General features: G+C 53.5%; 19 protein-coding genes, 4 tRNA genes and 1 pseudogene. 9 read left to right on the top strand and 15 right to left on the bottom strand.

Features of this window, described 5'->3' with window-relative positions; translation table 11 throughout:
* Nucleotides 1–189: 189 nt before the first annotated feature.
* Both IB252_RS29790 and IB252_RS29785 read left to right on the top strand, forming a co-directional pair.
* Entirely contained in the window at nt 190–1389 is a 1200-nt protein-coding gene (locus IB252_RS29790) for a site-specific integrase (RefSeq protein ID WP_192411142.1), read from the top strand.
* A gap of 142 nt (nt 1390–1531) precedes the next feature.
* The gene (locus tag IB252_RS29785; RefSeq protein ID WP_077048478.1) at nt 1532–1723 is read left to right on the top strand and encodes a helix-turn-helix domain-containing protein; all 192 of its coding nucleotides are present in this window, start codon (nt 1532–1534) and stop codon (nt 1721–1723) included.
* 263 nt (nt 1724–1986) lie between these two features.
* Here IB252_RS29785 and mobV read toward each other — a convergent pair whose 3' ends face one another.
* The 3 genes from mobV to IB252_RS29770 form a co-directional block, all read right to left on the bottom strand.
* Nucleotides 1987–3000 (bottom strand): MobV family relaxase, encoded by a 1014-nt coding sequence (mobV, locus tag IB252_RS29780; protein ID WP_192411141.1) that lies wholly within the window; start codon nt 2998–3000, stop codon nt 1987–1989.
* A complete protein-coding gene (locus tag IB252_RS29775) occupies nt 2997–3473 on the bottom strand; it encodes a hypothetical protein (protein WP_192411140.1) in 477 nt (158 codons plus the stop codon). Before IB252_RS29775 ends, mobV begins: the two co-directional genes overlap by 4 nt.
* 126 nt (nt 3474–3599) lie before the next feature.
* Entirely contained in the window at nt 3600–5504 is a 1905-nt protein-coding gene (locus IB252_RS29770; protein WP_192411139.1) for a replication endonuclease, read from the bottom strand.
* A gap of 420 nt (nt 5505–5924) precedes the next feature.
* Here IB252_RS29770 and IB252_RS29765 point away from each other — a divergent pair, with 420 nt between their 5' ends.
* Complete coding sequence (locus IB252_RS29765; protein ID WP_192411138.1) at nt 5925–6494, top strand: recombinase family protein; 570 nt, start codon at nt 5925–5927, stop codon at nt 6492–6494.
* 198 nt (nt 6495–6692) lie between these two features.
* Here IB252_RS29765 and IB252_RS29760 read toward each other — a convergent pair whose 3' ends face one another.
* From IB252_RS29760 to IB252_RS29750, 3 genes are all read right to left on the bottom strand, one after another.
* On the bottom strand, nt 6693–9815 hold the full coding sequence (locus tag IB252_RS29760; protein ID WP_192411137.1) for a type I restriction endonuclease subunit R: 3123 nt from the start codon (nt 9813–9815) through the stop codon (nt 6693–6695).
* A gap of 142 nt (nt 9816–9957) precedes the next feature.
* Nucleotides 9958–11331, bottom strand: coding sequence for a restriction endonuclease subunit S (locus IB252_RS29755; protein WP_192411136.1), 1374 nt, complete (start codon nt 11329–11331; stop codon nt 9958–9960).
* Nucleotides 11321–13051 carry a type I restriction-modification system subunit M gene (locus IB252_RS29750; protein ID WP_192411135.1) on the bottom strand — a complete coding sequence of 577 codons (1731 nt, stop codon included), beginning with the start codon at nt 13049–13051 and terminating at the stop codon, nt 11321–11323. The genes IB252_RS29755 and IB252_RS29750 overlap by 11 nt, the downstream gene beginning before the upstream one ends.
* A gap of 188 nt (nt 13052–13239) precedes the next feature.
* On the opposite strand from IB252_RS29750, the gene IB252_RS29745 reads away from it, so the two are divergent.
* Nucleotides 13240–13623 (top strand): DUF2513 domain-containing protein, encoded by a 384-nt coding sequence (locus tag IB252_RS29745; protein WP_192411134.1) that lies wholly within the window; start codon nt 13240–13242, stop codon nt 13621–13623.
* Nucleotides 13624–13776: 153 nt separating this feature from the next.
* Nucleotides 13777–13877: pseudogene (locus IB252_RS30710) on the top strand (recombinase family protein); the annotation flags it as partial.
* Between the two features lie 107 nt (nt 13878–13984).
* On the opposite strand, the gene IB252_RS29740 reads toward IB252_RS30710, so the two are convergent.
* A tRNA-Arg gene (locus IB252_RS29740) sits at nt 13985–14061 on the bottom strand.
* Between the two features lie 292 nt (nt 14062–14353).
* Between IB252_RS29740 and IB252_RS29735 the strand changes: the two genes are divergently transcribed.
* Both IB252_RS29735 and IB252_RS29730 read left to right on the top strand, forming a co-directional pair.
* On the top strand, nt 14354–14587 hold the full coding sequence (locus IB252_RS29735) for a hypothetical protein (protein WP_192411133.1): 234 nt from the start codon (nt 14354–14356) through the stop codon (nt 14585–14587).
* Nucleotides 14588–14610: 23 nt separating this feature from the next.
* Nucleotides 14611–14790, top strand: a complete 180-nt coding sequence (locus IB252_RS29730; RefSeq protein ID WP_192411132.1) for a PA3371 family protein — start codon at nt 14611–14613, stop codon at nt 14788–14790.
* Here IB252_RS29730 and phnN read toward each other — a convergent pair.
* Complete coding sequence (phnN, locus tag IB252_RS29725; protein ID WP_192411131.1) at nt 14765–15337, bottom strand: phosphonate metabolism protein/1,5-bisphosphokinase (PRPP-forming) PhnN; 573 nt, start codon at nt 15335–15337, stop codon at nt 14765–14767. The genes IB252_RS29730 and phnN overlap by 26 nt on opposite strands.
* Nucleotides 15338–15457: 120 nt before the next feature.
* A complete protein-coding gene (locus tag IB252_RS29720) occupies nt 15458–15613 on the bottom strand; it encodes a hypothetical protein (RefSeq protein ID WP_165934052.1) in 156 nt (51 codons plus the stop codon).
* 110 nt (nt 15614–15723) lie between these two features.
* On the opposite strand from IB252_RS29720, the gene IB252_RS29715 reads away from it, so the two are divergent.
* A complete protein-coding gene (locus tag IB252_RS29715) occupies nt 15724–16050 on the top strand; it encodes an Arc family DNA-binding protein (protein WP_008154293.1) in 327 nt (108 codons plus the stop codon).
* A 105-nt stretch (nt 16051–16155) separates the two neighbouring features.
* On the opposite strand, the gene mgtE is transcribed toward IB252_RS29715, so the two are convergent.
* Complete coding sequence (mgtE, locus tag IB252_RS29710) at nt 16156–17598, bottom strand: magnesium transporter (protein ID WP_008154295.1); 1443 nt, start codon at nt 17596–17598, stop codon at nt 16156–16158.
* A 320-nt stretch (nt 17599–17918) separates the two neighbouring features.
* Between mgtE and IB252_RS29705 the strand changes: the two genes are divergently transcribed.
* Nucleotides 17919–18437 (top strand): cell envelope protein SmpA, encoded by a 519-nt coding sequence (locus tag IB252_RS29705; protein ID WP_192411130.1) that lies wholly within the window; start codon nt 17919–17921, stop codon nt 18435–18437.
* A gap of 19 nt (nt 18438–18456) precedes the next feature.
* On the opposite strand, the gene IB252_RS29700 is transcribed toward IB252_RS29705, so the two are convergent.
* The 5 genes from IB252_RS29700 to IB252_RS29680 all read right to left on the bottom strand — a co-directional run bounded on the left by IB252_RS29700 (nt 18457) and on the right by IB252_RS29680 (nt 20558).
* Nucleotides 18457–18533 (bottom strand) — tRNA-Arg (locus IB252_RS29700).
* A 71-nt stretch (nt 18534–18604) separates the two neighbouring features.
* Nucleotides 18605–18681: transfer RNA gene (locus IB252_RS29695), tRNA-Arg, on the bottom strand.
* A 107-nt stretch (nt 18682–18788) separates the two neighbouring features.
* Nucleotides 18789–18879 (bottom strand) — tRNA-Ser (locus IB252_RS29690).
* Nucleotides 18880–18941: 62 nt separating this feature from the next.
* Nucleotides 18942–19130: a carbon storage regulator CsrA gene (gene csrA / locus IB252_RS29685; RefSeq protein ID WP_002554426.1), complete on the bottom strand. Its 189-nt coding sequence runs from the start codon at nt 19128–19130 to the stop codon at nt 18942–18944.
* Between the two features lie 186 nt (nt 19131–19316).
* Complete coding sequence (locus IB252_RS29680; RefSeq protein WP_008154299.1) at nt 19317–20558, bottom strand: aspartate kinase; 1242 nt, start codon at nt 20556–20558, stop codon at nt 19317–19319.
* Between the last annotated feature and the right edge of the window lie 90 nt (nt 20559–20648).

The following is a 20648-nucleotide window of genomic DNA, read 5'->3' as shown; positions in this document are numbered from 1 at the left end:
CCAACCTTCCCCTTAGGAGGGGGATTTCAAAGATAGTCATATAGCCTATTTTCAATATTTATCAGCTACTTACCTTCTGGTTATGTACGGTTGCGTTTATTTGAACACAACAATTTGCCCCCTTATTGCCCCCTTGCGACCAACCCATACCGACTGTATAAATAGCCAGAAACAGGAAGGCAGCATCGCATGGCTATCAAATTTACCCAGACAACACCCAGAACCCTGGAGACAAGGGAAAAAACCTATGAAGTCTACGATTCAAAGACGACAGGTTTTTTTATCCGGGTTTACGCATCTGGAAAGAAAAAGTACATGGTGGAGTACGCCCGGAAGCGGAAGGAGACTATCGGCAGTGTCGGGATAATGACCCTAGATGCCGCACGAGATGAGGCTATCAAGCTCATCCTGCTCGCCAAAGCAAATGGCGGCACCCTTCCCCAGCATCAACCCAAGCAAGAAAAGCTGACCCTTAAGCGATTCATCGATGAGCACTACGAAAGCTGGATGACTCAGCACAAGAAAAACTACGCCAAAGACCTCAGCACCATCAAAAGCGCATTCGCTGACCTCATGGAGATCGAGCTCAGCAAGATCACCTATAAACAGGTTGATGATCTCCGGACAGCCTGGCTTGAGTCAGGAAACAAGCCAGCCACCGTCAACCGTAAAACGACGGCCTTGAAAGGGCTTTTTGCTCGCGCTATCGAATGGTCGTATGCCTCCGCAAGCCCCCTGGAAAAAATGCGAGACCTAAGTGTCGATGAGAACATTAATCCCCGCTACCTGAACCCAGATGAGGAATCTCGCCTCTACTCCCAGCTTGATGCACGGGAGTCCGGATTAAGAACCGAGAGAGAATCGGCGAACGCCTGGAGAACGAATCGGGGTATTCCTCTCCTGTTCGACCTCAACCAGGCTACTTTTGCTGACCACTTGAAGCCAATGGTCATTACCCTACTCAAAACAGGCATGCGGCGCGGAGAGCTCTTTAACCTAAAATGGAAGGACGTTTTTTTGACCGATGGCTACCTCAGCGCAACAGACACAAAAAATGGAAAAAGCAGACATATCCCACTCCACCCCGAGCTTCATAAGGCCCTGAAAGCTTGGAACGGACAGCCAACGCCAGAAAGCTATGTGTTTCCAGGGCGCAGTGGTGGCCGCATGACAGATATAAAGTCAGCCTTTAACAAACTGATTAAGGATGCAAAGATCACCGATTTCAGATTGCACGATCTGCGCCACACTTTCGCGTCGACCCTGGTAATGCGTGGAGTGCCTCTCAACACAGTCAGGCAACTGCTGGGGCATAAAGATATCAAAATGACACTTCGGTACGCCCACCTCTCCAAAGACAATCTTGCCAATGCTATCAATCTGCTATGACGCAGACCCTAGCAATTGACAAAAAGTCAAGGGGCTCTGTGAGTTTTTTTCGCGTAGGGTATTGCAAGCCAACCATTCTCTCATTAGCATTTCGAAATCAGCGTCGATCATGACAGATGGCGCATAGAAAAATGAGCCGATAATGGGAGCGATTCAAAAATTAGCCGTGGGGCCCGACGATGCCGCCGAAATGACCAGCCACAGCAGGAGCGCTATTTATGGAGCGATGAATTCGAAAGCCCTAAAGAGTTTTAAAAGCGGAAAGCGTAGGCTCATACTGGTAAAAGACTTGGAGTCTTGGCTAAATGAGCTAGCGAAGGAAAACAGCATGTAACACGGAGCCCAGGCACGATGCCCAGCTTAAAGTTTCACACTTAAAGCCCCATAAAAATGGGGCTTTTGTATTTCTGACGTAGCAATTCACAAATCCATGCCAGTCACAACCACGGTGGAAGCTCTTCATAGCGCTCACATTCAGAAACGTCACTAATTCCAAAGTTTTTATCGATTGCTAAGCATACCAGTCAACATTGAGCGACCCTTGCTTACGTGGTACCGATGACCGCCGACGCCAGTCTACGAGGAATGTGACGAGCCTCACTGGTAACCAAGGCCGTCATCATATTTTCGGCCACCACCAGGGGGCTTACGACTCGCTGACTTCTCTTCGATCATCTCCAGGCGTCGCCCCAAAGCATCTCTCTCTGCTTCCAGAGCAACGACCTTACGCTCAGCAGCGCTGACTTCTCTTTCACGCTCAACGAGCGCCCTAGCCCTTGTCTCCAGTTCTTCCTCAGCTTGCTTGAGCAAAATCCGCTTATGCTCAAAAATTTGTAATCGCTCGCTCAGCTGCTCGGCTTTTCTATTCAGCGCACGCCCCCTCGACGCCTGCGCTTTTTTCATCATTGGTGCAACAGCTGCCGCTTGAGAATTTGTTCTCGCCACAACCTCTGCTTTGCGCCAGGTTACTGTTTTAATGCCCACGGCGGCTGCCGCATAATCTCTGGCTTCAAGCTTCGGAGCTTCACCGGAGATCACCAGCGCGCCGTAAAACTGCTTGAGCTTCTGATGTTCCGCTTTGCTGCCTTCGATGCCACGTTCAAGCCCGTGAGGCTTGCCACAGGTTTCATAGAAGTTCGTTTGCATCGCTTTCATCATCGCCGGGCCACCAAGGAAATCGCGACACGAAAGCCGACCATCCTTGGTGCGCGGTATGACGTAGGCGACTAAATGCGGGGTTCGTTCATCCAGGTGCACCGCTGTAGTGATCACGTTCTTTTGGCCATGCCGCTCCCTGAGCCACTTCAAAGCGTCGTTGAAATAACCGTTACCCATGTCGTTCAGCGTACCTCCGTGCCTTTGAAAAGCCTCCGGGGAGGCTGTGATCATGTACTCGATACACAGCACTGACTGAGCCCTAAGCTTGTCCGGCAAACCTTTCTTGAGGGCTTCCACGAGCTTCGATGTGCTCTTTGCTCCTGTACCCTTGTTGAGCCTGGTCAACTCAGGATCTGCATTAGGTGTCGGCTGTTCTCTGAAAGTGTGTCGTGCTGAACGGGCTACGGCTCCAAAGCTCTTGAGCTTTTTTGTGCGCAAGATCGCGTAAGTCATAGGAGTGGCTCGTCATAGCTGATTCTTTGAGGCTGACGCTTCCAAGTGGGCACGTAGAGCTCGATGCCTGGAGCTGCAGGAGCTTCAGGCAAAGCCGCAAGTGGCGGCTTACCACTGCCACTGGTATCCGGCGAAAGCATGTTGAGGATGACATCTAGCAACAGCGCCAAAGCAAGCATAATGGCGTCCAGGAGCGTCACTTCAACTCTCAAGACTTCCCAGAACTCTTTCTCGCCGGCCTCGATGTATCTACGTGCTAACCCTGTATTTTGGAGCTTGAGCAGCGCATCAAAAGCGGTGGGAACGTCTCTTCGGCGAATTTCGTAAAAGTTGACAAGAGCCCGATCTGTGGGGAGATCTGCGAGCGTCCGAGTCACCAGTTCGTTGAGTTTTTCACCAGGAAAAATTTTGCCTGCTTTAGCCCAGATAGCGCACTTCTCTTCGGATAAAATTAGGCTGTTTGTTTGAATCATGGCGGTATCTCCTATCGCTCTTGTTGTTGTCCCAACAGTATGCGAATGGAGCAAAAGGCTGCGCAACACCCCCATCTGGAACACGATGTGTAACCCACTACACAAACTTCGTTTGTTGGGGCCCTGCTACGCAGGGAAATCACAAGCTGCAGCAAAACCGTAGGGCTCTGCCCTACCACCCGGCGGGACTCGCCCAGCACGCGAAGGGCTACTGGGTAGAGCGTCCCAGCACCCTTCGGTGATGGTTGCGAGGGTGCGTGTGGTGCAAGGATGGCTGCGCTCCAGGTCAACCGTTCGACGCCCACAAAAGCCCGGGCGACGAGCCGATTGAACTGGCCCTTGACCATTCAGTGTCGCCGTTTGCTCCATTATTTGGAGAGCGTATAAAATTAGGACTAGCGAAATACATATCGCCAGCGCTCTTAGATGAACGCGACCAGCGGATAGAAATGAAGCGAAGAGTCCCTGGGGCTTTACTTTTGTTGATTGCGAGGGTTGTCCAAACGCTTCTTCGCAAAAGTCGTTCCCCTGTTGACACTGAGGTAAATATACCCCGTCATCGCTTAATGGCCGTTGGCTAGAAGAAGTGCTGAATTCGGACGGTTTCGATACTTCTGCGTGCTGACCAGCGGCCTTGATCGGTACCTTGGCGAGATCAATGGCGGCTAGCATCTGGTCACATTTAACGCATCCGCAAGAAAAGCTTAAATCATTAATGCTAACTCCCCCTTTCTCGCTCTTGTGCTGATCCGGCCCCCAATTGGCCATCTCACTGATACAGATGATCTCCTGGCTTACCTTGCTCTGAATGTGGGTAACTCTAGGCACGATTTCGCCAAACTTGTTCAATGTATCCGTTGATAGCAGTTGCAGGTGATCTAAGCTTCCCTCTAGTACGCCGACCATGGCCTGAAGTTGTGCTTCATTGCGCTTAGGGTCGCCCATAGCCATCTTCATTGGTGCGGTTAACTCCCTAAAGCTCTCTGGCAAGCCTTCGTTTTCATACGCTTTACGTAATGCTTTAATTTTTGTGGTGTGGCCTGGAACGCCGAAGCTTTGGATCTGCCTCGCTCTAGCCGCTTTGATAGCATAACGATGACGAATTGCATCTTCGCTTTGGCCATGTTTCGGCAATCGAAATGCATGGCTCAGCTTTTTGAATAGATACGAAATAGCAGGAGTGGTCACGTTCGCAAATGATGCTTCGACCTCAGTTTTGGCGCGCAGGAATATTCCGTCATGATTGTCTATAAGGTAGTTTTTCGGTCTATGACACTCGCGAGAATAGATAGCGGACAATTTTTTTTCGACGACCTTGTCAAGGTCTCCAGTGTAGTAATACAAGACGTGCCAGTGCGGAGTGCCGTCTTTATGTAGTTCTAGCACTCTAGTGCCGTGGTAGTCGGTGCCAGACCTGTAACCGGCGTTTGCAATCGCCCGGCCAATCTGCGCAAAAACCTTTTTGAGGTAACGCTGGCAATCATCAAAGCTTGAACCATCAAAAGACAGGGCATTGCAATGGTACTCAGGCGGGCACGTCAGAGTGACAAACAGCCAGTTCATTCCTCGCTTGTTTGCAACGATATCCATTGCTTTCGCTTGGAGATAAGCCTTGTTAAATGTGGATTTTTCAGAGTTCTTATAAATCTCCGCAAGATTTTTTCGAGGACTTTGGGCTACACGCCTTATGATTTCTTGCTCCCTCGCTTTCAGAATTTCAATGGTCGCGTTAGAGCAGTACGGCATCTTGCCCTGGTCGACGCAGCCTAGTAGCCCAGCGCGCCTAGCCTGACTCTCGCGCGCGGCGTCCAGGATGCGATTCAGACTGCTTAGCCAGAACTGTTGGCTTCTAAGGCGTCTAAGACGGCCCAGTGTCGTCGACCTCTTAATGGCGGCGACGGACACGCCATACTCATGGTCATGTAAAGAGTGGAGGGTTTTAATGTGGTCGGGCGCGTTGGCTAAAAATATCCCGTGCCTGCGCGCGATATTCGAAGCCACCTTTCTTACTGTTTCCTGAGGGAGTTTCACTAACTCCTCTAATGGTGGAGGGGTATAGCTAAAGGAGGGCTGGATTCCGGACACGACGACGCTCTAACAAACGCGTCATGCGGGGTGGGTTAAGTGATGGCTTCTGAGCGGGTTGACTGTCTCAGAAGATAGGAGTTTCTGGCCAGTTGAAAAAATGAAAGACGAGCAACGGCTCGATAGCCTATGACTATTGACAATAAGTCAAGGATAGATTTTAGCTTTGAATGACTGATTTGAAGGGCGAATTGCTCGCCAAGCACTAAGGGATCAAGGGATCAAGGGATCAAGGGATCAACAAACGACCGTTAAATGAGACCATTCCGCAAGCCCTGAAAAAGCATCATCTAAATAGGGTTTTCCATTTTGCGATACCTTGATACAATGATCCTACGTTAAGTGATCCCATTACGGAGTTACCGCATGTCCCGCACTTTCCTGTATGCCCGCGTCTCAACCTCAGGCCAGTTCACTGAAAACCAAGTGCAGGAGGTCAAGACCGCTGGCTTCGACGTACAGTCAGGCCGGGTAGTCGAGGAAACTATCTCGGGCAGTGTGACTGCTAAAGAACGTCCGGGCTTTCAGAAGCTGGTGGAACGCATGGAGAGTGGAGACGTGCTGATCGTTACCAAGCTTGATCGTCTAGGACGCAACGCCATGGATGTACGGCAGTCAGTCGAGCATCTGGCTGCCACAGGCATCCGTGTTCACTGCCTCGCCCTTGGCGGTGTAGACCTGACATCGGCAGCAGGCAAAATGACCATGCAAGTGCTGGGCGCTGTAGCTGAGTTTGAGCGTGACTTACTGATCGAACGTACCCAGCAAGGTTTGATTCGCGCAAAGGCTGCGGGCAAGAAACTAGGTAGACCAGAGGCTGCTAGCACTACAGCAGCAGTTCAGCGAGCCAAAGCGAAGGACATGACACAGGCCCAGGCAGCAGCGGAGCTGGGGGTAGGCATTGCCACAATCAAACGGCATTGGAATAAGGCTTGAGTAGACGCGTAACGCCCCACGAGCCAGCTAAAAGTGCGCTTTGTTGCATCTAGCATTGAGAAGAACCCAGCAATAGGCGATGCCCCACCAAAAACAGGGGCCTACAAAAAGCGCCCCGCTCCACATACCCAAGGCAAATATGGACAGATGCCGTGTGGCCGGATACTTGGATCGCAGCCATTGCAATGGTCTGCCTAGCTACAACCATGCTTCACAAAGCGCTTCAGCTTGATTAAGGATCAGTTGCGCAGCCTCTTCCGCCTGGTCAGGCGGGTATTTGTATTTGCGCAGGATCCGCCGTACCAGGATGCGCAGTCTAGCCCGCACGCTTTCACGACTGCTCCAGTCGACACTGACGTTAGCCCGCAAGCTCGCAGTCAGTTCATGTGCGATCTTGGCCAAGATCAGGTCACCTAGCTCCCGCACGGAGGCCTCGTTGTTGGCCAAGGCATCGTAAAATGCTAGTTCATCATCGTTGAGTCCCAGCGCATCGCCACGCTTACTGGCGGCTGCGAACTTCTTGGCCATTTCAATCAGTTCTTCGATGACCTGAGCGGTTTCGATGGAGCGGTTCTGGTAGCGTTTGATCACATTGGCCAATAGCTCAGAGAACTTCTTTTCCTGAGCCAGGTTAGTGCTGTAACGACTCTTGATCTCGCCTTCGAGCAAGCGCTCCAACAACTCGACCGCCAGGTTCTTTTCGGGCAGATTACGCACCTCGGCGAGGAATGCGTCGTCGAGCAGGCCGATGTTCGGCTTGTCCAGGCCTACGGCTTCAAAGATGTCCACCACCTCGCCGGAGACCACGGCATTACCAATGATCTGGCGAATGGCCAGCTCGCGCTCTTCATCGGTTTTTTTCTGCTGACTGACTTCACGCTTGATCAATATCACCTTAATCGCCTGGAAGAACGCCACTTCCTCGCGGACGGCCTTGGCTTCATCCAGGGTGCAGCACAAGGTGAAAGCTTTGCTCATGGCTAGCGCGGTATCTGCAAACCGCTTCTTGCCATCCTCCAGACCCAACACATGGTTGGCGGCTCCGGCCAGTAACTTGTGACCGCCAGTGAGGAAATCGCTGCAGTCGAAGCCATGCAACAGGCCACGCAAGACGTCGAGCTTTTCCTCCAGTACCGAATAGGCTTCATGAGCGTCTACTGTGGGTCGGCCCTTGCCCTTGCTGCCGGTGTATTCCTTGAGCGCGGCTTTTAGCTCATTGGCTATGCCGATGTAGTCAACCACCAGGCCGCCCTGCTTGTCCTTGAATACGCGGTTAACCCGAGCAATGGCCTGCATTAGGTTGTGGCCCTTCATGGGTTTGTCGACGTACAGGGTATGAACGCACGGCGCATCGAAACCGGTTAGCCACATATCTCGGACGATTACGAGCTTGAGCGGATCCAGTGGATCCTTGAAGCGCTTTTCCAAGCGTTTTTTGAGCTGGCCGGAATAGATGTGCGGACGCAGTAAGGCCTTGTCAGAGGCGCTACCGGTCATTATGACTTTGATCGCGCCTTTCTCCGGATCTTCATCGTGCCATTCCGGACGCAGGGCAACAATCTCGTTGTAGAGGTGCACGCAGATATCGCGGCTCATGGCCACCACCATGGCTTTGCCGGGCATCTGGCCCACGCTCACTATGCCCTGGTTACGTTCCTCGAAATGCTTGACCAGGTCAGCGGCGACGCTATGAACACGGGGTTCAGCGCCGACTACTTTCTCCAAGGCGGCCCATCGGCTTTTCAGGCGCGACTGCTGGTCGTCTTCTTCGTCTTCGGCCAGTTCATCGACCTGATCGTCAATCGCAGGAAGCTCATTGTCCTTTAATGACAGTTTGGCAAGGCGCGACTCGTAATAAATGGCGACGGTCGCACCATCTTCAGTAGCCTGCTGCATGTCATAGACATGAATGTATTCACCGAAGACTGAGCGGGTGTCGCGATCTTCGCTCGACACCGGGGTGCCGGTAAAAGCCACGAAGGTGGCGTTCGGCAGTGCGTCGCGCAGATGTTGGGCATAACCGACCTGATAACGGGTCTGGCTCTCACCGGGCTGGATTCCCTCCAAGGCCTTCAGCTCGGCGCCAAAACCATACTGGGTACGGTGGGCTTCGTCGGCAATGACCACGATGTTTGAGCGGTCGGACAGTACCGGAAAGGTGTCTTCGTCCACTCCCGGCATGAACTTCTGGATCGTGGCAAAGACAATGCCGCCACTGGGCCGATTGGCCAATTTGCTGCGCAAATCACCGCGTGATTCCACCTGGACGGGCTGTTCACGTAGCAGATCCTGGGACAGTGAGAACACACCGAACAACTGACCATCCAGGTCGTTGCGGTCAGTGATGACTACGATGGTCGGGTTTTCCATTGCCACTTCCTGCATCACACGCGCGGCAAAACAGGTCATGGTGATGCTCTTACCAGAGCCTTGGGTATGCCAGACCACTCCACCTTTATGGGTACCACCGGGACGCGAGGCACTTACTACCCGCTGGATGGCCGCACGCACGGCGTGAAACTGGTGATAGCCGGCAATTTTCTTCACCAGCCGACCGTCATCCTCGAACAGCACGAAATAGCGCAGGTAATCGAGCAACATCTTCGGCGCCAAGGCACCACGCACCAGGGTCTCTAGCTCGTTGAACTGACCCAGCGGGTCAAGATCCTGGCCGTTGATAGTGCGCCAGGTCATGAAGCGTTCGGTATCAGCCGACAACGAGCCCATGCGCGCTTCGCTGCCATCCGCGATTACAAGGATTTCGTTGTATTGGAACAAGTCAGGAATCTGTTCCTTGTAGGTCTGTATCTGGTCGAAGGCTTTGCCAAGGTCAGCCTTAATATCCGCTGGATTCTTCAGCTCCAGCACCACCAACGGCAGGCCGTTGACGAAAAGGATGATGTCCGGACGCCGGGTATGCTTTGGCCCCTGAATGCTGAACTGATTGATGGCCAGCCAATCGTTGGCTTTTTTTTCGACCCAGTCGATCAGGCGGACAAAATCACCCCGCGTTTCGCCGTCTATTTGGTACTGCACCGGTACGCCGCTGACCAACAGGCGATGGAACAAGCGGTTGGCCGACAGCTGTACCGGCAGGCCCAGTTCGAGCACCTGCTTTAGCGCATCTTCGCGCGCGGCCAGTGGCACCTTCGGATTGAGCTTGGCAATGGCGTTGCGCAGCCGCTCGACCAAAACCACCTGACGGTAGTTCTCACGCTCAGGGCTCTCGCCGTCATACGCGATATCCGGCCCATGCAGGTGGGTGTAGCCCACTTCCGCAAGCCAGCCGAGGGTTTCCTGCTCCAGTTGGTCTTCGGTCATTCCTCTTCACTTCCTGTGTTCAATTCATTAACCCGTCCTGCCTTATTGCGCGCGATACACGGTACATCTTTACTCAAGGTTGGGCTATTTCCGCAACAAGGCAATCCGGAGCTCTCAGTCAGTGTGGAAATTGCTCACTTGCTCATGCACAAGCGTCCTCAACCACCACCTCACCTTCCGGCAAAGGCAACTGACCAGAAATCAAGCGGGGTAAGAGGGTGTCGCGAAGAGATTCAAGATTTGAGATCTGCGAGAGATGGCCACGATCAACAATTGATCGCACAATATCTACGAAAACGGCAAGCACTTCACGTGGAGGTACAGCTACAAGCTCGCTTTCCAAGAAGTGTGTCGTCTGGAAGTTTGCAATGCCTGTGCTTTGGTTTTGATATTCCCACGTCTTTCCAATGCCGTAGATGTAGGTGAGGTGCCGCGCCAATAGCAGACCAATATGTTTATCGCTAGGGCGTAGTAATCGGCAAAAACTAGCGGGCTCCACCGGGCAATCAAATTGCCCTAATAGCGCCTCTGTCAGATATAGCGATCTACCTGTAGGTTGATCTCTGCTGCCACCTGAGACTTCCAGCACCAAGTCTCCATCTTGAAGTTTTCGAGTGGCTAGTTTTTTACTAGATGTATAGCGAAGCGGAACGCGATTCGCTGAACCAGAATGCAGGTCAGGTATATCCGTTCCACGGATAATCGCGACACGGGTGTCATTTTTTTCGCTGGGCGCCTCATCCCCCCAATCACCGCCAATGGTATGAATCAGCAGTTCCCCAAAGGGAACCAGCTTCCACCCCTTCGGCACGACCCCCAGTTCGGATTCTTCAAAACAATCTGGAAACATCGCAGCAGTAGCTGCGTCCATGCCTTCCGGCTCAAACTCTTTAGCCTTGGTATGCACTGGGTCGAAATCGACAAACCAAGATTTGAATAGCGATTGGGCGAGGGCTTCTAGGGTGGCATTGGTTTCGCGTAACAGAGTGATGCGATCATCCAAGCTTCTCAATAAAGCACCGATTTTTCGTTGAACATATACTGGCGGAAGTTTAATCAAAAAATTCTTTAACGACGTGTAATTAAAAACAGGTTGAACAGAATTCGAGTTTATCGCTAGTATGTAATCTGCTGTCTGTGGATTAGTAAAGAAGTAATAAACAAAATCTCTACACGCAAGACTCTCGTTTACTTTGAGTCTCATCGTATTTGTCGACAATACATAATGTTCGACGCCGGGAGCTGGAGTCAATATGCCAACCTTTCCAATCGTTCCAACTTTGGGGAAAATCAGATCTCCAGGAAAGCATTGGTTCTTGCGGAGCTTAATATATTTTTCCAAGCTAACATAACGACGATCTTTCCATTCGCATGATCTTCCCTGAATATTTTTACCTTGAATCACCAGCGCGCCGAAATCTTGGTAGTCACTATTTTTTAAGTTACTTCCAAAAGGAGCATCACCCATACTTTCGGCAATTTCTTCGATTTTGTATGATACCCACTCAATACTCATAGCCGAACCCTTTAAGCTTTTGCCGGATCAATTGATCGAGCTCTGCGCCTTTGGCCATCTGCTCTCCCAATAACGCGGTGAGGTTCTGCATCTTGTCGGCGAAGGCTTCATCGTCGTCTTCCACCGCTTCAGCCCCAACATAACGCCCAGGCGTCAGTACATGGCCGTGTTCGGCGATTTCCGCCAGGGATACGCTGCGGCAGAAGCCAGGGATGTCGGCGAATTCCGCGATCTCCCCACCAACGTCCAGCGGCACCCCGCGCCAATTGGCAACGGTTTGCGCGATGCGCTCGATGTCGCTATCGAGAAATTCGATCTGCACCCGGCTGACATTGGTACCGAGCTTGCGGGCATCGATAAATAGCACCTCGCCGGGGCGTTTGGCTTTTTGTTTGGCCAAAAACCACAGGCATGCCGGAATTTGAGTATTAAAGAAGAGTTGGCTGGGCAACGCGACCATCACTTCCACCACATCCGCCTGAACCATGGCGCGGCGAATGTCGCCTTCGCTGTTCTGGCTGGAGCTCATCGAGCCATTGGCCAGGACAATGCCCGCGCGACCGCTGGACTTAAGGTGAAACAGCATGTGCTGCAGCCAGGCGTAGTTGGCGTTGCCTTGCGGCGGCGCGCCATAGACCCAGCGCGGATCGCCTTCAAGGCTTCCGTGCCACCAGTCACTGACGTTGAACGGCGGGTTAGCCAAGACGAAATCGGCACGCAGATCGCTGTGCTGATTGCGGATAAAGGTATCCGCAGGTTCACGGCCCAGGTTGAAGTCGATACCACGGATGGCCAGGTTCATCGCCGCCAGACGCCAAGTGGTCGGGTTGGACTCTTGGCCATAGATCGAGACATCGCCGAGCTTGCCGCCATGGGCTTCGATGAATTTTTCCGACTGCACAAACATGCCACCTGAACCGCAGCAAGGGTCATAGACTTTGCCCTGGTGTGGGTTGAGCACGGCCACCAGGGTTTTAACGATGCTGGCCGGGGTGTAGAACTGCCCACCGCGCTTGCCTTCGGCACTGGCAAACTGGCCGAGGAAGTATTCATAAACCTGACCAAGCAGGTCGCGGGACTGATGGGCGTCGCCTCCGAAGCCAATGACGGAAATCATATCCACCAGCTCGCCGAGCTTGCCGTCCGGCAATTGAGCCCGGGCATAGCGTTTATCTAGGATATTTTTCAGCGACAGGTTTTCTGCTTCAATCGCGGCCAGGGCCTCATCGATGCGTTTGCCAATGTCGACTTGCTTGGCATTGGCACGGATGGACTCCCAGCGCGCTGCTTCCGGTACCCAAAACACGTTTACTTCTTTGTAGTAGTCGCGCTCTTCCAGCTCTTCGGTCAGCAGATCGGCGTCATCGCTGCCCAGATAATAATCATCACCAGCATCGGTAAACCGGCGCTCCAATTCGGCGCGCCGGCCAGCAAAGCTGTCGGATATGTACTTGAGAAAGATCAAGCCGAGGACGATGTGCTTGTACTCAGCGGCGTCCATGTTGGCGCGCAGCTTGTCAGCGGTGGCCCATAAGGTTTTTTCCAGTTCCTGCAGGGTGCTACTGGAGGTAGTGAAAGCGGCTTCGCGGCCCTGCTTCTTTTTCAGCGACTCGGGCTCAGTTTCTGCAATGATGTCATTCGATCCAAAACGCGCACGGGCTTGAATGAGTGCCTGTTCAGCTAGGCTGGACACCTGGTCAGCTGTCTTTTGATCGGTCATGGGACTTCCTGAAATTTACGCGACGCGCTATCCGTCAAATGAACCCGACTCAGCCGTCTGGGCATAGATGGCGCCATGATAGCGAGCCGCGCACATGGCGTCAGTCGATGTGATGCCCCAGAAAGCCATAATCGTGAAATTCTTAAATCTGATACTGTCCTTTATCACCTATAGCAAAGGATGGCCGGATGAAGCTCGACAAAGACCTGGTGCGCGAGATCCTGCTGGCAGTCGAAGCCAGCGATCACAGTCCTGAGGAAGGCGTCATTCTTTCGCTCGATAATCAGACACCTCAAGATGTCTCCTACCATGTGATGTTGCTGCACGAAGCAGGATTTCTTATAGGCAACGATGCTTCATTTCTGTCAGACATCTTCCCCGTCTGGCAAGCCAAGCGGCTGACCTACAAAGGGCATGAGTTTCTCGACACCGTTCGGGATGGCGAAGTCTGGCGGCGTACTAAAGCCGGCGCCGAAAAGGCGGGGGTCGCCGGTCTCGGCGTTTTGTTGGAGCTAGGAAAGGCCTACGGCAAGGAAGTCCTGAAGGAAAAACTGGGGATCGAACTGCTGTGAATGGGGTCGTGCTCTCCTCTAAGCTCGATTCAGGTACCGGTGCTGGACAGTCAAGCCGGCGAGCGAGCAGGAACGGCCAATATCGCAACCCGAACACACGCCAGGGTTATGCCAGAGCTACCCAAGAGTTTTACCTGGTGCCAGGTCGGAGATGTAGCAGACTACGAGCGATCCCTTATCGGTGAGCGCACCAGTGCTGGCCGTTCTGCTGCGAACGCTAAAAGATTTCACTTGGGCCGAAGCCCGTTCTGACCTGTGAGACAGACAGCCCGGCAAGCAACAAGGAATGCATTTTGCCCCCTTATTGCCCCCTTCATTATCCTGCTTAGCAACGCAGACAACCCGAGATGCCTTATTAATATGGTGTCCCAGGGCAGGTTCGAACTGCCAACCTTCCCCTTAGGAGGGGGATGCTCTATCCAATTGAGCTACTGAGACACAGATCGACCACGAAGAAACGCGGTGCGATGGACGGCGTGCATGTTAACGGGCAGGCCTGCTTTTGTCATGTCGTCCTTTGGGCTTTTTAAGTGTAGGCAGACGCCTCGCAGGAGCGTGGCTTTGTTTACCGTGCAAATTGCATCACCGCAAAAGGCCATCATTGCAAAATGCAATGCAGGCACTTCGGGAAAATATCTTAATACATTGTTTTTAAAGGATTTAATTACCGTTAGACTCTTGGCATGCGGGCTGCTTTAGCTGTTCTCGAAGAACAACGGAGGCAAGCCTCATGAACTGCGCCCTTTTACTCTCGATCGCGACCGCTCTGGCGATTCTGCTGGGCTTTCATTTTGCCCCCGAGGGCGGTGTTCAGCCGGTTGCTCAACGCATGCCTCATTATCTTCAGGTGCAAAAAGCACCTCAACTGGCGGTAATGAGCGATCAGCGCAGCTTTGTCAGCCAAGAGGTGAGCCAGGAGGGCATTCTGCTGCCGGCTCATTCTTCAGAACGTTTGGTATTTTGAATCACCCCCATCAGGAGCACCGCATGTCCAAATCAGCCGTAGGGTTTTTCATCCTCGCCTTACTGAGTGGCGTTCTTCATCTGTCAGTGGTCCAGAATACGGTCGTCACCCTGCCTTTGATCGCCAGCGGCGTGTTCGGTGCGCTGTTTGTGCTGGCGCTGATTGCCGGGCGCAAGATCAAGTTCGATCCGGTACTGCGTTAATCCTCAACAGGTCCAGCAGATTGGCAACCGTGGTGGACAGTTCACCTGAATTGTCGAGTCGATGGATCTGCGCGTCACCGATTGAACCCTCTGCCGTGAATAACCCATTGCGGTGCAGCCTCGCTTCAATCTCAGCAAAACTTTCGCGACCACGGCGCAGCAGGCGCTCTCGCAGCTCTTCATCCTTGACCGTCAAGAGAACCGGCAATAGCGTTGGATACCGGTGCAGCGCCTGAGCCAGATGGCCGCGAGAGCCGTTGACCAAGACGTGCCGACCGTCATTGAGCCATTGATCTATTTCGATCGGAATACCGTAATCCAGGCCATTGGCGTTCCAGCACAGCGCGAAATCGCCCTCGACTCTATGTTGCTCGAACTCTTCCCGGGAAACGCCAATCGCATCCTCGCCCACGGATTCGGTCGACCGCGTGATGACCCGACGCACCACTTCACAATTGAGCGTCTGCAACGGCTCACGAGCTGCTTCGATGAGGCTGTCCTTGCCGGACCCAGAAGGCCCCATCAAGTAAATCAGCCTGCCATCCATCTTGAAATCACCTCCCACTGCACGTCTTCCCCTAGTAAATCGGCCAATTGCCACTATCCTGTACAAGTAAGGAACGCTGATCGAATCTGCACAGCATGCGCCTTCAGGCGTCGCAGGACATCACCTGTCGGGCAAGAGGAAACGGCCAGCAATACGGACCAGGGCAAACTTTTCAAACCAGTCCGCATTTCTGATAATTGGTGCTGGCATAACGCCTTTATCCAGTTCAATATTTGTCACAGAATTGACGCCAACGAACTGGCTACTTTGAGGCATGATGCGAGCCTCTATCAATTCAGGTTGAACATTTGGCCAGACCGCTTGTCATATCAGACATCCTGCGGCCAATCCCGAGAACCGCTCCCCTGAACTAACCGGTTAAATATATGCGCCCATTGAAACAGGCAATTTATTCCAGCCGTACGGCTGACAAGTTCGTCGTACGTCTGCCAGACGGAATGCGTGAACGCATTGCCGAGGTGGCTCGCAATCATCATCGCAGCATGAACTCCGAAATCATCGCGCGCCTTGAGCAGAGCCTTATTCAGGAAGGCGCGCTGGGCGAAGAATTGAGCATGCGCCTGGACAGCCCGGAGCTGTCATTGCACGAACGTGAACTGCTGCAACGCTTCCGCCAACTCTCCCACCGTCAGCAGAATGCTCTTGTTTCGCTGATTGCGCATGATGCCGAAATGGCCACAGACGCTTCCTGATTTCATCCGAAAGTTCAAGCCAGCTTAATCGCTGGCTTTTTTTTGCCTGAAATTCGGACATAAAAAAACCCGCCGATTGATTGGCGGGTTTTTAATGTCGATAAGTCAGAGCAGGAAGATCGTCGCCAACCCGAGAAAGATGAAGAACCCGCCACTGTCCGTCATAGCGGTGATCATCACACTGGCGCCCATCGCAGGATCACGCCCAAGCCGCGCCAGGGTCATGGGAATCAACACCCCCGCCAATGCCGCCAGCAACAGGTTGAGCGTCATGGCAGCAGTCATCACTACCCCCAGAGACCAACTGCCATACAGCAGATAGGCGACGACACCGATCACCCCCCCCCAGACCAGGCCATTGATCAGACCTACCGCCAACTCCTTGCGCATCAGGCGCGAGGTGTTGCCGGTGCTGACCTGATCCAGCGCCATGGCCCGAACGATCATGGTGATCGTCTGGTTACCCGAGTTGCCACCGATACCCGCCACGATCGGCATCAGTGCCGCCAACGCCACCAATTTCTCGATGGAGCCTTCGAAAAGACCAATCACCCGGGATGCGATGAATGCGGTGATCAGGTTAATTGCCAGCCAGGCCCAACGGTTACGCAGGGATTTCCAGACTGACGCAAAAATATCTTCCTCTTCACGCAGACCCGCCATGTTGAGAACTTCGTTTTCGCTCTCTTCACGAATCAAGTCGACCATTTCATCGATGGTCAGACGGCCGATCAGCTTGCCGTTCTTGTCGACTACAGGCGCCGAGATCAAGTCGTAACGTTCGAACGCCTGAGCAGCGTCATAGGCGTCTTCGTCCGGGTGAAAACTCACCGGGTCGCTGGCCATGACTTCAGAAACCTGTTTTTCCGGGTCGTTGACCAGCAAACGCTTGATTGGCAGCACGCCCTTGAGCACGCCGTCGTAATCGACCACGAACAGTTTGTCCGTGTGGCTTGGCAACTCCTTGAGGCGCCGCAGGTAACGCAAAACCACTTCGAGACTGACGTCCTCACGGATCGTCACCATCTCGAAGTCCATCAACGCACCGACCTGCTCCTCGTCGTAGGACAACGCAGAGCGGACGCGCTCACGCTGCTGACCATCGAGGGTTTCCATCAGCTCGTGGACGACGTCTCGCGGCAGCTCGGAGGCCAGGTCAGCAAGTTCGTCGGCGTCCATGTCCTTGGCCGCAGCCAGGAGCTCGTGATCGTCCATGTCGGCGATCAGCGTTTCACGAACCGAATCGGATACTTCGAGCAGAATGTCGCCGTCGCGATCGGCCTTGACCAATTGCCAGAGCGTCAGACGATCGTCCAGCGGCAAGGCTTCAAGGATGTAGGCGACGTCGGCGGAGTGCAGATCATCGAGCTTGCGTTGCAACTCGACGAGGTTTTGCCGGTGAACCAGGTTCTCGACCCGGTCGTGATGCGGACCTTCCTGGCGGTGAGTCAGGTCTTCGACCACCCGCTGACGCTGCAGCAGCTCAACAACTTGAGCGAGGCGGTCCTGCAAGCTTTCCTGCGTTTTCTTTACTTCAACTTCAGACATAGGCGAACTCCACTCCCAGCAGCGGGGCACGCCGGAAGGATCAATCAGTCAATTCATGATTGGAAAAACGGGGTACTGAGTAACTACTGGGTAAGTCCATGGAGGTATTCCACAAGCCCCGGCGGGGCTGACGGGCGCAATGATACACCGCCCGACGGTTTTAAACGTTAAAAAATCGTGGCTGAAACAAGCGCTTGCAAGACAAACCTGATCACCGCCCTGATCCATGAAACTGCGACGACTCATCCTGAAAAGAAAACACACCACGGCCGAAAAATGTAACGACTACCCTTCAGATGGACCGTCATGGAGGACGTTTGATGCGATCGAATGCACATTGTTTTTTGTTGATCACCCTGCTCTGCCCGTCGCCCTGGGTGCTTGCCACGACCGTTCACCGCTGCGAGGCGGCCAACGGGCGCATCACCTTCACTACATTGAGCTGTACGGCCGGAGACAGCCTTTCGCTTCAGGATGTCCGCACCTTCACCCCGGGCAGCGTGACCGCTCTCATGCCGGAAGCCGAGAATCGCGAAACATCAGGTATGAAAATCAAAAGGAGAGATCCGACCGTCGTCGGCAAGACCGAGGACAAATGTGGAAACCTCATCAGCGCCAAAGAACGCCGCGAAGCGATCATCAATCAGCGGGTTGTTGCCGGCATGAGTCAGCAAGACGTCGAGAGCGCCCTTGGCAAGCCAGACAAGATCAGTATTCGCAATTCGGCCACGAGTTACCGTTACGACACCCGGCGAGGTCGTAGCGCACACGTTGAGTTCGATGAGAGAGGATGCACCAAAGGAAAATCCAAATCCCAGACGGCAAAAAGCCCGCGTTAAACGCGGGCTTTTTGGTGTTTGGTGCACTCGACAGGATTCGAACCTGTGACCGCTCGGTTCGTAGCCGAGTACTCTATCCAGCTGAGCTACGAGTGCATTTGTGTTTTTATACCAGATCACAACTGGTTGAAGCCAAGTCATTCACATTACTGCAGATGACTCTTAAATGGTGCACTCGACAGGATTCGAACCTGTGACCGCTCGGTTCGTAGCCGAGTACTCTATCCAGCTGAGCTACGAGTGCATTTGTTGCCGCGCATTATAGGCCGTCTAATCTCTATGTCAAACACTTTTTCTAGTAATTTCAAACACTTACCGAAGAAGCTAGATTACAACGTACTACGCAAATAATGGCGGAGAACGGGGGATTCGAACCCCCGACACCCTTTTGAGGTGTACTCCCTTAGCAGGGGAGCGCCTTCGGCCACTCGGCCAGCTCTCCGCAACACGGGGCGTATATTAACCAGCTTCTTCCCCGTTTGCAAACATAAAAAACGATAAAAATTAATGGCTTGGTTCTTCGTCCTTCTCTTTCTTTATACGCAGGTAAATTTCCTCACGGTGGACCGCAACCTCTTTCGGGGCGTTGACACCGATACGCACTTGATTTCCTTTGACGCCGAGCACGGTCACGGTGATTTCGCCATCACCAATAATCAGGCTTTCTGCGCACCGACGAGTCAGAATCAGCATACCTTTCTCCTCACGCATTTCATTTCAGGGACAACAGTCTGCAAAAAAAAGGCACTCGACCTACAACCTGAACGATCGCAGCCCTACATGCCTGAGTATTGACTAGCGCGAGCAAAAGAACAGCCTCGAGTCGCGCCATTCAAAAAAACAAAGGGCGCGGTCAGACCGCGCCCTTCGGCAAACGCATCACTCGCCCTGTCGGGCCGGTGCGTCCAGTTCGAAAGCCGTGTGCAGCGCGCGCACAGCCAGTTCCAGGTACTTCTCTTCGATCACTACGGAGACTTTTATTTCCGAGGTCGAGATCATCTGGATGTTGATGCTTTCCTTGGCCAGGGATTCGAACATACGGCTGGCCACGCCTGCGTGGGAGCGCATGCCGACACCGACGATCGACACCTTGGCAATCTTGATGTCGCCAACGACTTCACGGGCACCGATCTCGCGAGCAGTGTTTTCCAGCACGGTTTGCGCGGCCTGGAAGTCATTGCGATGCACGGTGAAGGTGAAGTCGGTGGTGTTATCGTGCGCAACGTTCTGCACGATCATGTCGACTTCGATGTTCGCGGCACTGATCGGGCCGAGGATCTTGAATGCAACACCCGGGGTGTCTGGCACGCCACGGATGGTCAGCTTGGCTTCATCGCGGTTGAAAGCGATGCCGGAAATGATCGGCTGTTCCATGGTTTCCTCTTCATCAATAGTAATGAGGGTGCCCGGACCCTCTTTGAAGCTGTGCAGTACGCGCAGCGGAACGTTGTACTTGCCGGCGAATTCCACCGCACGGATCTGCAACACCTTGGAACCGAGGCTGGCCATTTCCAGCATCTCTTCGAAGGTAATCTTGTCCAGACGCTGAGCCACGGACACCACACGCGGGTCGGTGGTGTAGACGCCGTCGACATCGGTGTAGATCTGGCATTCATCAGCCTTCAAGGCTGCCGCCAGCGCCACGCCGGTGGTGTCGGAACCGCCACGACCGAGGGTGGTGATGTTGCCGTGCTCGTCGACGCCCTGGAAACCGGCGACAACGACCACACGACCAGCCTTCAGGTCGCCACGAATCTTCTGGTCATCAATCTGCAAGATACGCGCTTTATTGTGCGCACTGTCCGTCAGAATCCGCACCTGGTTGCCGGTGTAGGACACCGCTGGCACGCCGCGCTTGATCAGCGCCATGGCCAACAGTGCAATCGTCACCTGCTCACCGGTGGAGACGATCACGTCCAGCTCACGAGGAACCGGTTGGCCGTCGCCACTGATTTTCTTGGCCAGATCGATCAGACGGTTGGTTTCGCCGCTCATTGCAGACAGCACGACCACCAGGTCATCGCCGGCTTCGCGGAATTTCTTAACCTTGTCGGCGACCTGCTCGATTCTCTCGACAGTGCCGACCGAGGTGCCTCCAAATTTCTGTACGATCAAAGCCATTTCAAAGCCGCCTCTGCCCATGAAGGGCGCCCAAATAATCACTCAAACAGCGTTCTGGCCCGCCACTAGACTGCGGGCCGGACACACTGC

It is taken from the genome of Pseudomonas sp. PDM10 (genome assembly GCF_014852295.1).
GTDB lineage: Bacteria > Pseudomonadota > Gammaproteobacteria > Pseudomonadales > Pseudomonadaceae > Aquipseudomonas.
This window is presented reverse-complemented; position numbering and strand designations above follow the sequence as displayed.

What these genes read in the sequence shown, in the direction of transcription:
- IB252_RS29790 (WP_192411142.1), top strand. Translation starts at nt 190, where the DNA reads ATGGCTATCAAATTTACCCAGACAACACCCAGAACCCTGGAGACAAGG.
- IB252_RS29785 (WP_077048478.1), top strand. Translation starts at nt 1,532, where the DNA reads ATGGGAGCGATTCAAAAATTAGCCGTGGGGCCCGACGATGCCGCCGAA.
- mobV (WP_192411141.1), bottom strand. Translation starts at nt 3,000, where the DNA reads ATGACTTACGCGATCTTGCGCACAAAAAAGCTCAAGAGCTTTGGAGCC.
- IB252_RS29775 (WP_192411140.1), bottom strand. Translation starts at nt 3,473, where the DNA reads ATGATTCAAACAAACAGCCTAATTTTATCCGAAGAGAAGTGCGCTATC.
- IB252_RS29765 (WP_192411138.1), top strand. Translation starts at nt 5,925, where the DNA reads ATGTCCCGCACTTTCCTGTATGCCCGCGTCTCAACCTCAGGCCAGTTC.
- IB252_RS29760 (WP_192411137.1), bottom strand. Translation starts at nt 9,815, where the DNA reads ATGACCGAAGACCAACTGGAGCAGGAAACCCTCGGCTGGCTTGCGGAA.
- IB252_RS29755 (WP_192411136.1), bottom strand. Translation starts at nt 11,331, where the DNA reads ATGAGTATTGAGTGGGTATCATACAAAATCGAAGAAATTGCCGAAAGT.
- IB252_RS29750 (WP_192411135.1), bottom strand. Translation starts at nt 13,051, where the DNA reads ATGACCGATCAAAAGACAGCTGACCAGGTGTCCAGCCTAGCTGAACAG.
- IB252_RS29745 (WP_192411134.1), top strand. Translation starts at nt 13,240, where the DNA reads ATGAAGCTCGACAAAGACCTGGTGCGCGAGATCCTGCTGGCAGTCGAA.
- IB252_RS29735 (WP_192411133.1), top strand. Translation starts at nt 14,354, where the DNA reads ATGAACTGCGCCCTTTTACTCTCGATCGCGACCGCTCTGGCGATTCTG.
- IB252_RS29730 (WP_192411132.1), top strand. Translation starts at nt 14,611, where the DNA reads ATGTCCAAATCAGCCGTAGGGTTTTTCATCCTCGCCTTACTGAGTGGC.
- phnN (WP_192411131.1), bottom strand. Translation starts at nt 15,337, where the DNA reads ATGGATGGCAGGCTGATTTACTTGATGGGGCCTTCTGGGTCCGGCAAG.
- IB252_RS29720 (WP_165934052.1), bottom strand. Translation starts at nt 15,613, where the DNA reads ATGCCTCAAAGTAGCCAGTTCGTTGGCGTCAATTCTGTGACAAATATT.
- IB252_RS29715 (WP_008154293.1), top strand. Translation starts at nt 15,724, where the DNA reads ATGCGCCCATTGAAACAGGCAATTTATTCCAGCCGTACGGCTGACAAG.
- mgtE (WP_008154295.1), bottom strand. Translation starts at nt 17,598, where the DNA reads ATGTCTGAAGTTGAAGTAAAGAAAACGCAGGAAAGCTTGCAGGACCGC.
- IB252_RS29705 (WP_192411130.1), top strand. Translation starts at nt 17,919, where the DNA reads ATGCGATCGAATGCACATTGTTTTTTGTTGATCACCCTGCTCTGCCCG.
- csrA (WP_002554426.1), bottom strand. Translation starts at nt 19,130, where the DNA reads ATGCTGATTCTGACTCGTCGGTGCGCAGAAAGCCTGATTATTGGTGAT.
- IB252_RS29680 (WP_008154299.1), bottom strand. Translation starts at nt 20,558, where the DNA reads ATGGCTTTGATCGTACAGAAATTTGGAGGCACCTCGGTCGGCACTGTC.